We start from the raw sequence: 12,292 nt of genomic DNA, 5'->3' as shown, positions 1-12,292 counted from the left end.
GGTCATGGGTCGCTCGCCCCTGACCTTACTCTTCGCCCAGCGCGCCCGCGGATGCGCGACGCGCGTACCTTCTCTTCACGTAGTCGAGAAGGATCTCCTTGAACTCGTCCACGAGCCCGTCGCCCTTGAGGGTCGTGGAGTGTTCGCCGTCTATGTAGACGGGCGCTTTGGGATCCTCGGAGGTGCCCGGCAACGAGATCCCGATATTCGCGTGCTTCGACTCACCGGGTCCGTTCACCACGCAGCCCATCACCGCGACGTCCATTTCCTCGACGCCCGGATACTCGCCACGCCACTCAGGCATCATCTCCCTGATGTAGTTGGTGATGTCCTCCGCCATCTCCTGGAAAAAGGTGCTGGTGGTGCGGCCGCACCCGGGGCAGGACGTCACCTGGGGTTCGAAGTGACGAATGCCCAGAGACTGGAGCACCTGTTGAGCTACGCGCACCTCTTCGGCCCGGTCGCCACCCGGCCTCGGCGTCAGTGACACGCGAATGGTGTCGCCGATCCCGTCGAGCAGGATGGGAGCCAGCCCCGCGGTTGTAGCCACGATTCCCTTGGTGCCCAAGCCCGCCTCGGTGAGGCCGAGGTGCAGCGGATAGTCACTGCGGGCCGCGAGCATGCGGTACACCGCGATGAGGTCGCGAACGGTGGAGACTTTCGCGGAGATCACGATGCGATCGTGGCCGAGCCCCGTCTCTTCCGCCAACGCCGCGGAGCGGAGCGCGCTCTCGACCATCGCCTCGAGCAGCACCTCCCGAGCTTCTTTGGGGACGTCCGCCAGCGCGTTCGCGTCCATGAACTCGGTGAGCAAGCGTTGGTCCAGCGATCCCCAGTTCACACCGATGCGCACGGGCTTGTCGTGCTCGATCGCGACCTCGATGATCTGCGTGAAATTCTCGTCGCGGCGCTTGGTCCCGACGTTTCCGGGATTGATCCGTAGCTTCGCGAGCGCGTCCGCAGTGTCCGGGTACTTCGTGAGCAGGAGATGGCCGTTGTAGTGGAAATCGCCCACGATGGGTGTCTCGTAGCCATCGTCGTGGAGTCGGCTCACGATCTCCGGCACCGCCTGCGCCGCCTGGTCATTGTTGACTGTGACCCGCACGATCTGGCTTCCGGCGTCCGCGAGCAGCCGAACCTGATCGACCGTCGACTCGACGTCGGCGGTGTCCGTGTTGGTCATCGACTGGACGACCACCGGCGCGCCTCCGCCGATCGTCACGCCTCCGACGTCGACGGGAACAGTTCTTCTGCGCGTTACGGCGATCACGAAAGCCTCATGGGATCGGCGGTTCCGGGGTCATGACCCTGGAACGGAACGTAGCCGCTAGCTGGCGAAACGGGCAGTCAAGTCAACCCCCCCCCGTAGCTTGTCGTGCCTGCTGAACGAGGTACGCATGAACAGTCGACCGCGAACAGGGACTCGCCGCGCTCGGTCGAAGCCGCGTCCGTGGACAGCTCCAGCTGGGCGACGTAGGGCTCCGTCGCCCTCAGCTGCGGTGTCGGCATCGGTGCGTTCGCGTCGAGCGCGAACGTCATGACGCGGCCGATCTGCTCGTACTGGGCCGCGTCGCCCGCCGGTGAGAAATATCGGCCACTGTTCCCGCCCCAGCCCGCTGAGACGGTGACGTACTGGACGCCGTCCAACTCGTAGGTGACCGGTGGAGCGATGATGCCGAGCCCGGTCGATATGTCCCAAACCGCTTCTCCTGTCGAGGCCCGGTACGCGACGAAGCGGCCGTCTCCAGCGCCCTGGAATACGAGCCCGCTCGCAGTGGTCAAGACGCCGCCGTTCCACCAGTGCTCGTGCCCTACCCGCCAGACCTCCTCCTGCCGGACCGGATCCCACGCGAGCAGAAAGCCCATGGGGATCGATGCGATTCTGAAATCTGCCCCGGTATTCCACAAGCCCGCGTAGAGGCCGCCTTCGGGGTTCCCCGAATACCGCGCGGCCATCTCGGTGATCGGGACGTATACGAGACCCGTGCCGGGATTGAACGCCATCGGCTGCCAGTTGTGCCCTCCGATCGCCGTCGGAGCTACTACCGCGGGAGCGTCTCCGTACAGAGCGGACTCCCGGATCCGTGGTCGCCCGGTCTCGAGATCGATGCCGTCGGCCCAGGTCACCTCCACGAAGGTCTCCGCGGAAATCAGCTCCCCGGTCGCTCTGTCGAGCACGTAGAAGAAGCCGTTCTTGGGCGCCTGCATGAGCACTTCGCGCGCCTGACGCTCGATCTGCAAAGTGGCCAGGATCATCGGCTGCGTGGCGGTGAAGTCCCAGTGATCGCCCGGCGTCGTCTGATAGTGCCAGACGATCTCGCCGTCGCTCGCGCGCAGGGCGAGGATCGACGAGAGGTAGAGGTTGTCGCCTCCACCCGGGCTCCGCACGCGCCAGTTCCAGGGGGAGCCGTTCCCTGTCCCCACGTAGAGAAGACCCAGAGCCGGGTCATACGCCATGCCGTCCCAGGCCGTGCCACCACCACCCAAGCTCCACCACTCCCCCGACCACGTCTCGGCCGCCCGCTCCATCGCGGCCGATTCGAAGCCCAGAGCGGGGTCACCCGGCACCGTGAAAGTGCGCCACGCTTGCTCACCCGTCCCGGCATCGTACGCGGTCACGTAACCGCGCACGCCATACTCAGCGCCGCCGTTTCCGATGATCACGAGTCCGTTCACGATCCTCGGCGCGCCCGTAATGCTGTAATCCTTTGTCTGGTCTACGGTCACCACCTCCCAGACCGGCGTGCCACGCCCCGCGTCCAGCGCGATCAGCCGCCCGTCCAGAGTACCGACGAACACGTGGCCTTCGTACAGCGCGACGCCCCGGTTCACCACGTCACAGCAGGCCTGAAGCCCGCGCAGTCGGGGCACCTGGGGATCGAAGCTCCACAGGAGCTCGCCGGAGCGTGCATCGAAGGCGAAGACCATGCTCCAGGGCCCGGTCGTGTACATGACGCCCCCGACGACGAGCGGCGTGGCTTCCACTCCCCCACGCAGGGGCATATCGTAGGCCCACACGAGGCCGAGCCGTTCGACATTCTCGGGGGTGATCCGCTCGAGCGTGCTGAAGCGGTCCTCCGCGTAGTCGCCACCGTGGGTAACCCAGTTCGCGGGCTCGCCGGCTGCCGCCTCGAGCTGTCGGGTGGTAACGTCGGCGGGCCTCGAGCCACGCGCATCCGACGAGTCGCCTGCACCGCACGCGCTCAGCGCGGCAGCAAAAAAGGCTAGGGAGACGATGCGCATGTGTGCTGGCTGGTCAGAGGGCGAGAGCTTCTGGGCCATGGCGCGCGTATTGTAGGCCCGACCCGGCCGATGTACAGCCCATCTTGTCACAACGTCGAAGGAGTCGTCGATTCGCGGTGGCCGGCCGGGGAGACGGCTCACCGGGCGCCCGAAGGGAGGTTACGATGTCCTCAACAGCATTGCTGGCAGGTCTCGGGCTCGCTCTGTGCGCGGCGCCCGCGCTAGCTCAGGCGGTGCCAGCCGAGCCGTCAGACCGGACCGAGCTGCCCCGGATCTCGGCGACGTGGGTGGAAGCACCGATCGCCGACGTTCTGCTCGCCTTCTCCACGTTCTCCGGCAAATCGATCGTGCGCGGTGAGAACGCCACGGGATCCGTCACTGCCGAGATCAAGGATCAGCCGTGGGATGCCGCGCTACGTGCGATCCTCTCCGCGCAGGGTCTCATCGCTGTCGAAGACGAGTACGGGATCATTCGGGTCAGCAACATCGAGGCTCTGAACACGCGGGAAGCGGTCGAGCCGATCGTGACGAGAGTCTACCGAATCTCATTCTCGCGGGCATCCGAGCTCCGAGCGACGATCGCCCCCCTGCTCTCCCCGCGTGGCAGCGTCACCGCTGCGGAGAGTACGAACTCGCTGATCGTCTCTGACATCGCTCGGGTGCAACGCGCGGTCGCGCGGCTGCTGGGGGTCTCAACGGACACTTCTCGATTAAGAGTCCCGCGCCTGGCCCCATTGGTTCACAGAGCCTCCAGCGCTTCTCGTACCGCCTCCGACAACGGCGCCTTCTGACCCGCGTCGTAGTCGAAGCAGACGATGCGACCGTCGCCCTTCGCCGCCACCGCGCCGAGCTGCTGGCTCGTGATGCGGTAGATGACGGTGACGCGGTCCTCGCCCAATTCGGTGACCCGCGCGCCCACTTCCACGGTGCTGGAGGGCGTCGAGATCCCTCCACGCCACAGGGATGGTGACGCGCACTGGCAGGTCGGACAGCAGGGTCAGGTCGGTCATGGGGAAGTCCTCCAGTCCCCGCGGCAGCAGCGCAAGTAATGCGTCCCGCCTTGTGCCGCCGTGTGGACCCCGGACGAGAAGGCGGCTGCGCGGCCTATCCGATTGTGAAGGAAGCGGTTGGAGGGGTCGCATCCTGGTGTCAACACTGACAAATTATGCTTCCGTAGAACGCCAGGCTCGATGAGCCGACTGGACAACGAATGAGCCCAGTAACGCGAACATCTCCGCAGCGGACCGGCGGGCCCAGTGCCACGACCGGACCCGCCCAGCCGGCTCCTGCCGTGCTGGGCGCGTGGTCGGGGCACGTCGCCGACGTGCTCACGGGGGCAGACGCGCTGCGCGAGACCATCGCCGACATTCGCCGGCCGGTGTACGTGCTGGGCCGCGATGCCGCCGCCCAAACAGGAGTCCGACGAGCCGTGGCCTGCCGTGGGGAAACGCGCTTTGGGACCGACGTGCGGCTCTACGAGGGGGACCGCGCCATCGTCGGCCACGCCGCGCCTCTGCGCCTGGACAACCTCGGGGACCCCAACTTTCGCACAGCGCACCGGCTGAGGCTCGCATGTGTAGCCGGCGCCATGGCCAACGGCATCGGATCGGTGGAGGTCGTGGAAGCCATGTGCCACGCGGGCATGCTGGGCGTCTTCGGCGCCGCGGGTCTCCCGCTGAGGACCGTCGAAGCGGCCATAGACCACCTCACGTCGTCCCTCAGCGGAGCGGCCTTCGGCTTCAACCTCATCCACAGCCCCAACGAGCCCGACGTCGAGCACGGTGTGGTGGACCTCTACCTGCGCCACGGCGTGCGCCTCGTTGAGGCTTCGGCGTACATGCGCCTCACGCTTCCCCTCATTCGTTACCGAGTGAGCGGCATCTACCGGGACACGGACGGCAGGGTGGTGACGCCGAACCGGGTCATCGCCAAGGCGTCGCGCGTTGAGGTGGCGACCCGCTTTTTCTCGCCACCACCCGAGTCGTTCCTGCAGGAGCTCGTCGCCAGCGGCGACATCACGGAAACACAGGCGCGCCTCGCCAGGGAGATCCCCGTCGCCCAAGACCTCACGGCCGAGGCCGACAGTGGCGGGCATACCGACAACCGCCCCGCGCTGGGCCTGCTGCCGACGATGATCGCGCTCCGGGACCGCATTCAGCGTGAGTACGGGTACCCGGAGCCCCTGCGGATAGGAGCTGCCGGCGGCATCGCTACGCCGCACGCGGCGGCGGCGGCTTTCGCCATGGGCGCCGCGTACGTCCTCGTGGGCTCGGTGAACCAGTCCTGCGTAGAGGCAGGCACGTCGCAGGCGGTCCGAGAGATGCTGGCCGCCTCTGAGCAGGCGGACATCGCCATGGCGCCCGCGGCCGACATGTTCGAGATGGGCGTCAAGGTGCAGGTGCTCAAGCGGGGCACTATGTTCGCCATGCGGGCAGGTCGCCTGTACGAGCTCTACCGGGCCTACGACTCCATCGACGAAATTCCGGCGGACGAGCGCAGGAAGCTCGAGCAGACAGTGTTCAGGATGACCTTCGACGAGGTCCTCGAGGAGGTGCGCACCTACTTCCTCGAGCGCGACCCCACTCAATGGGAGCGAGCCCGGGTCGACCCCAAGCACCGCATGGCGCTGGCTTTCCGCTGGTACCTCGGCCAATCTTCTATCTGGGCGAACACCGGCGAGCCGTCGAGGACCCTCGATTACCAGATCTGGTGCGGCCCCGCCATGGGGGCTTTCAATGCCTGGGTTCAGGATAGCTTCCTGGCCGAGGCGCGGAACCGGAGCGTGGTCACCGTCAGCCTGAATCTCCTGTACGGCGCTGCCGTATTGGGTCGGATACAAACGTTGCGCAGCCAGGGCGTGATTCTGAGCCCCGAGCAACAGCAAGTGCTACCGCGCACCTTGTCACAGTTGGAGATGCACCTGCCATGAACGATCAATCTCCTCAGGCGCGCAGGCACGACGTCCCGCTGGCCATCATCGGCATATCCTGCATCTTCCCCGACGCAGATGGCCTGGAAGAGTACTGGCACAACATCCGCAACGGCGTGGACGCCATCACGGACGTTCCCGACACGCACTGGTCACCGGACGACTACTTCAGCGCCGATCCCAAGGCGCCGGACATGACCTACGCGGTACGGGGCGGCTTCCTGCCCCCGGTGGACTTCAATCCGTTGGACTTCGGCATCGCGCCGAACGCCCTGGAGGCGACCGATACCGCACAGCTCCTGGCACTATACACGGCGCGCCGGGCACTCATCGACGCGGGTTACGGCCCTGACCGCGAATTCGACAGGGACCGCGTGAGTGTGGTCATGGGTGTCACCGGCACTCTGGAGCTCACGATCTCCTTGGGTGCGCGCCTCGGGCATCCGTTCTGGCGCAGGGCCCTGGCTGAATCCGGCGTTCACGGGGAGGTGGCGGACGACGTGGTGCGCCGCATCTCGGACTCGTACGTCGAATGGCAGGAGGCCTCCTTCCCGGGACTTCTCGGCAACGTCGTCGCGGGCCGGATCGCGAACAGGTTAGACCTGGGCGGCACCAACTGCGTCGTGGACGCGGCATGCGCCAGCTCGCTGAGCGCGCTCCACCTCGCCGCCATGGAGCTCGCCGACGGTCGCTGCGACATGGCCATCACCGGGGGTGTCGACACGCTCAACGACATCTTCATGTACATGTGCTTCTCGAAGACCCCTGCGCTGAGCGCCACGGGCAATGCACGTCCCTTCGACCACGAAGGCGACGGCACGATCCTGGGCGAAGGAGTAGGCATCCTCGTCCTGAAGCGCTTAGACGACGCCGTCCGTGACGACGACCGCATCTACGCCGAGATCCGCGGTATGGGCACGTCCAGCGACGGCAAGGGCAATGCCATCTACGCGCCCAGCTCGTCCGGTCAGGCCAAGTCGCTCCGCCGGGCCTACGAGCGTGCCGACGCCACCCCTGACACCGTGCAGCTCGTGGAGGCCCACGGTACGGGCACAATCGTGGGTGACGCCGCCGAGTCCGAAGCGCTCACCGCGGTCTACCGGGAGAGCCGAGCCGAGGGCACGTGGTGCGCGCTCGGTTCGGTCAAGTCACAAATCGGCCATACCAAGGCCGCCGCCGGCGCCGCGTCCCTGATCAAGGCGGCGATGGCGCTCCACCACAAGGTGCTCCCGCCCACGTTGAAGGTCGAGAAGCCGTTGGCCCAGGTGGCCCCAGGTGTCTCGCCCTTCTACGTGAACACGGACAAACGTCCCTGGCTCGCCCCGGTCGGCCATCCTCGCCGTGCGGCCGTCAGCTCCTTCGGCTTCGGTGGCAGCAACTTCCACTGCATACTGCAGGAGCACATCAGCGGTGACGGCACTGACCGCTCGGATGCGGATTGGGACGGAGAGGTTCAAGTCCTTGCCTTCAGTGCACCTACGCAGCATAGCCTCAAGGAATGGTTGACCCGCCTGGGCGACGCTTCGGACTGGAACGCAGTGCGCGAGCTGGGCCAGATTTCCCGGAAGGCTTTCCGTCAGGACGATGCCGAGCGACTCCTCCTCGTCGTCGAGAAGGGCCACACCGATGCGACGGCTCTGGCAACGCGTGTCGGCAGCCTACTCGACGCCCACAAGGAGACGACGTGGTCCACGCCGGACGGCGTCTACTACGGACGTGGCCCCTCAGCGGGCGACCTGGCGTTTCTCTTTCCCGGGCAGGGCTCCCAGTACGTCGGCATGCTGCGCGACCTCGCCTGTCAGTTCCCATCCATGCGGGCGTCCCTCGAGCTCGCCGACGCCGGAGACTCGGAGAACCGCCTGAGCGACCTCATCTATCCGCATCCGGCCTTCGACGACGACGCACGGCAGCTCCAGGAAGACGTCCTGCGAGACACGCGCAACGCGCAGCCGGGAATCGGAGCCGTTAGCCTCGGCGCCGACGCGGTTCTTCGCCTGTTCGGCGTCACGCCTGTCGCCACCGCCGGCCACAGTTTCGGCGAGCTCAGCGCGCTGTGCGCCGCGGGACTGTTATCGAGCCGGGACTTCCACGAGCTCGCCCGGCTGCGCGGTCGCCTGATGGGTGACCTGGATGGTGGACGGGGGGCGATGCTCGCCGTGCGAGCCGGCGTCCGGGAAGTGGAAAAGGTCATCGCCGCGGAGTCCCTGGACCTGGTGGTAGCGAACCGCAACGCGCCGGCGCAGGTCGTCCTCTCCGGTGCCGCCGGTGAGATCGAGCGGGCGGCAGGGGCCCTTCGCGTCCGTCAGATCGACGCGCGGCGCCTGCCCGTCTCGGCCGCGTTCCACTCTCCGTTGGTCTCCGAGGCCGAGGCACCGCTCGCCAGCGCCTTGGAGAGAATCCAACTGGGCGAAGGCACAGTGCCCGTATACGCGAACACCACGGGCATGCCGTACCCTGCCGACGCCAAGGAGGCCAAAGCGCTCCTGGCCAGCCAACTCGCCCGCCCGGTGCTCTTCGACGACCTCATCCGCCAGATGCATAAGGACGGTGTGCGGACCTTTGTGGAGACGGGGCCGCACGCGCGCCTCAGCGGGCTCGTCGCCTCTGTCCTGGACGGCGAGCCGCACCACGCTTTTGCTCTCGACGCAAGCCACGGATCGCGCTCGGGAATCAGAGATCTAGCACGAGTGTTGGCCCAGATCGGCTCACTCGGCCACACCATAGACCTGCAGCCATGGGACGCTTCCTTCCACCCGTCCGCTGCCCCGGCAACAGCCGGGCGCGCGGCGCTCACGTATCGGGTGGGGGGAGCCAATATCCGGACTCGCAAGAGAGAACCGATGCCACGCGACGAAATCAAGGCAGTACAGCCCGCACCGGGCCAAAGCGCGCACGTTGAAGACACAGCGCCGACCCAGCCGGGTGCCCCTGCTCCACCGCCCGCACCCGTCGCTCCCGTGCCGGCTCCAGTGGCGGGTTCCGTGGCTGAAGCCCTACGGATCACTCAGGAGAACATGGTGACGCTTCAGCACCTGCAGCAGCAGACCGCACAGCTGCACCAGGAGTTCCTAGAGGGTCAGAATGCGTCTCAGCAGCACTACCACACTCTGCTTCAGCAACAGCAGCGCTTCTTGGACATGTCCATGGGCATGCCCGTGGCACCGGCACCTCCGATGCTTCCCGCAGCGTCCTCTCCACCGCCGCTGACTTCCCTACCTGCACCCGCGGCGCCCGACGCTCAACCGACCACCCTGTCAACCCCTGCCGCTGGGGGCTCTGAGACCCATGCACCTGTCGCGGCCGAGGCGCCGGCCGCGTCCTCGGTGCCAGCGAGGGCGTCGGAACCGGCCACCGCCGCTGTGGCCCCCGCGGCAGCGCCGGGCGCCGACGCGGCGAAGATCCTCCTGGACATCGTTTCCGACAAGACGGGATATCCTGTGGAAGTGCTCGAGCTCAGGATGGAGCTCGACTCGGACCTCGGCATCGATTCCATCAAGCGTGTCGAGATCCTCTCGGCGCTTCAGGATCAGCTACCCAACGCTCCCAAGGTCGGACCCGACCAGCTCGGCACGCTGCGCACCCTCCAGTCGTTGCTCGACCTGATCCCCGGAGAGGGCGCCGCACGCGAGCCCACGCCGGCCGTCGACGAGGAACAAGTCACGGTTCAGCCGCCCGCCGCGGAGAGTGCGACGTCGGTAGCGGAGGCGGAGGCACCGACAGCCCCTGCGGATGCCGAAGCGCATGTCGAGGGCGTGGCCCAGCGACCGCTGCAGCGGTATGTGCTGCGGTCGCGGGACTTCAACGGCGCCCCCGAAGAGGATGTGGTTCGGCCCGCCGCTGGAGCGCCGATCTGGATCACCGACGGAGACACCGTGCTGGCGTCCGAGATCCTCGCACTCCTCAAGAGCGATGGCTACGAGCCGCGCGTCGTGTCGGTGAAGTCGCTGAACGGCTCGATGAACGAGCCCGTCGTGGGTGTTATCATCCTCCCGCCCCGCGAAGGTGCGTCGGACGCGGACCTGCTGGGCGTGCTCCAGGTGGTTCAGGCGGCCGGAAACGGCCTGCGCACCGCCGGGAGGGAGGGAGGAGCGTTCCTCGTGAGCGCCTCCCGCCTGGACGGAGCCTTCGGTACCACGGGCGACGAGATCGCCGACCCGCTTTCCGGAGGCTTCGCAGGCCTCACGAAGTCGGCGGCTGGTGAGTGGCCGGAGGTGCGTTGCCGGGCGCTCGACCTTGCGCCGGAGCTGCAGGATGCAGACGCTGCGCGCGCCATTGTGGCGGAGCTGTTCCGCGCCGGTCCTGTGGAAGTGGGTCTGAGCGCCGGGGGCCGTAGCGTGCTCGAGCTGGTGGGCGGCGGAGAGCTCCCGTCCGCCAACGGCTCCTTGCCCCTCGGCGAAGGCGATGTCGTAGTGCTCAGCGGCGGGGCCCGAGGCGTGACCGCGGAGGTCGCCCTGGCGCTTGCGAAGGCGTGCCGGCCTACCCTCGTCCTACTCGGCCGCAGCCCGGAGCCGCAAGTCGAACCCGAGTGGCGGGCGGAGCTCAGAACCGAGGCTGAGATCAAGCAGGCCGTGCTCGCCCGCGGTGACGCGACGTCGCCCCGCGAGGCCGGTGAGATCTACAACCGCATCCGCGCGGAGCGGGAAATCCGCACCAACCTCGAGCGCATGAACGAGACGGGCGCGACGGTACGCTACATGCAGGTGGACGTGCGCGACGCGTCCGCCGTGCGCGACGCTCTCTCTTCGATTCGCGAGCAGTACGGCCCGATCCGTATCCTCGTGCACGGGGCGGGCGTGTTGGCCGACCAGCACATCCTCGACAAGACAGCCGAGAGTTTCAAGAAGGTCTATGAGCCGAAGGTGGCGGGCCTGCGCAACCTCCTCGAGGCAGTGGATCGCGACGCCTTGCGCGCTCTCGTCCTCTTCAGCTCGTCCACAGCGCGATACGGTCGCGTGGGTCAGGTGGACTACGCGATCGCCAACGAGGTGCTCAACAAGGTCGCTCAACAGGAGGCCCGGCGTCTTCCAGGTTGCAGGGTCCTGAGTCTCAACTGGGGCCCCTGGGAAGGCGGCATGGTGGACGAGTCCCTGAGGACGGTCTTCGCCAACGAAGGCGTACCCCTCATTCCGCTAGCCCAGGGGGCAGACCACGTGCTCCGCGAGCTGGCCACCGACCAGGCCGACGTCGAGCGTGTAGTCCTGGGACCCGCCCCCGACGCCGCAATCATGGAGTCCGCCGCGTCGTCTGCGCTGCCGCTGGTGGCTGAAGAGGTGATCGACGTAGCCAGCTGCTCGTTCCTGCGCTCCCACGTCCTGGATGGCAAGGCCGTCGTGCCCATGGCGATGCTGCCCGAATGGCTCGCCCACGGAGCGTTGCATGGTAACCCCGGCCTGAAGTTCCACGGCTGTGACAACCTCAGCCTGCTCAAGGGTCTGGTCCTGGACGCCGACGCCAGCCTGCGCCTGAAGATCCACGCAGGTGATGCACGGAAGGACGAAGAAGGCTACTACCGGGTCCCGGTGGAGCTGCGCGCCACGCAGGACGACGGCAGGGAGTTCCTGCACGCTCGGGCGGAGATCCTTTTGACTGAGAGCCTCCCCCAGGGCGAGGCCCGCTTGGACCCACCTCAGGGACCCGCATACGAGAAGACTGCGGCCGAGATCTACCGCGATCACCTCTTCCACGGCCCCGATCTCCAGGGAATCGAACGGGTGCACATCTGCTCCCCCGAGGGTGTGATCGCGGACGCATCGGCGGCCCCGCCGCCGAACCAGTGGATGGACCGTCCGTTCCGCCGGCGCTGGCTGACCGATCCGTTGGTGCTCGACGTGGGAATCCAGCTGCTCACGTTCTGGACGGGGATCCACGGCGCCGGTCCCTCGCTGCCGTGTGCGGCGGCCAGCTACCGCCAGTACCGCGCGTTCCCGAAGGACGGTGCCCAGGTGGTGGCTCGCATCACGAAGAGTGACGAGACCCGGGTATTCGCCGACCTGGAGTTCCTCGATGCCGACGGCCAACTGGTCGCGCGTTTCGAGGGCTGCGAGAACACCATCGACGAGGGGCTGACGAGCACGTTCCGCAGCAATAGACTACCCCTCGAGGTCAGCTCCTGAGGGTGAG

The 12,292-nt window shown here is 67.1% G+C and carries 6 protein-coding genes; 3 read left to right on the top strand and 3 right to left on the bottom strand.

Annotation, left to right across the window (positions count from 1 at the left end; all coding sequences use genetic code 11):
* Positions 1-25: 25 nt before the first annotated feature.
* A complete protein-coding gene (ispG, locus tag IIB36_08600) occupies positions 26-1,270 on the bottom strand; it encodes a flavodoxin-dependent (E)-4-hydroxy-3-methylbut-2-enyl-diphosphate synthase (GenBank protein MCH7531801.1) in 1,245 nt (414 codons plus the stop codon).
* 77 nt (positions 1,271-1,347) lie between these two features.
* Positions 1,348-3,243: a PQQ-dependent dehydrogenase, methanol/ethanol family gene (locus IIB36_08595; protein ID MCH7531800.1), complete on the bottom strand. Its 1,896-nt coding sequence runs from the start codon at positions 3,241-3,243 to the stop codon at positions 1,348-1,350.
* Between the two features lie 164 nt (positions 3,244-3,407).
* Between IIB36_08595 and IIB36_08590 the strand changes: the two genes are divergently transcribed.
* Positions 3,408-4,034: a hypothetical protein gene (locus IIB36_08590; GenBank protein MCH7531799.1), complete on the top strand. Its 627-nt coding sequence runs from the start codon at positions 3,408-3,410 to the stop codon at positions 4,032-4,034.
* Here IIB36_08590 and IIB36_08585 read toward each other — a convergent pair.
* The gene (locus IIB36_08585) at positions 3,983-4,168 is read right to left on the bottom strand and encodes a hypothetical protein (GenBank protein ID MCH7531798.1); all 186 of its coding nucleotides are present in this window, start codon (positions 4,166-4,168) and stop codon (positions 3,983-3,985) included. The genes IIB36_08590 and IIB36_08585 overlap by 52 nt on opposite strands.
* Before the next feature lie 285 nt (positions 4,169-4,453).
* Here IIB36_08585 and IIB36_08580 point away from each other — a divergent pair, with 285 nt between their 5' ends.
* The gene (locus IIB36_08580) at positions 4,454-6,172 is read left to right on the top strand and encodes a PfaD family polyunsaturated fatty acid/polyketide biosynthesis protein (GenBank protein ID MCH7531797.1); all 1,719 of its coding nucleotides are present in this window, start codon (positions 4,454-4,456) and stop codon (positions 6,170-6,172) included.
* The gene (locus IIB36_08575; protein MCH7531796.1) at positions 6,169-12,285 is read left to right on the top strand and encodes an SDR family NAD(P)-dependent oxidoreductase; all 6,117 of its coding nucleotides are present in this window, start codon (positions 6,169-6,171) and stop codon (positions 12,283-12,285) included. Before IIB36_08580 ends, IIB36_08575 begins: the two co-directional genes overlap by 4 nt.
* Positions 12,286-12,292 lie beyond the last annotated feature (7 nt).

The sequence above is a fragment of the Gemmatimonadota bacterium genome (assembly GCA_022560615.1).
In the GTDB taxonomy this organism is placed as follows: Bacteria; Gemmatimonadota; Gemmatimonadetes; order Longimicrobiales; family Gaopeijiaceae; genus UBA1138.
This window is presented reverse-complemented; position numbering and strand designations above follow the sequence as displayed.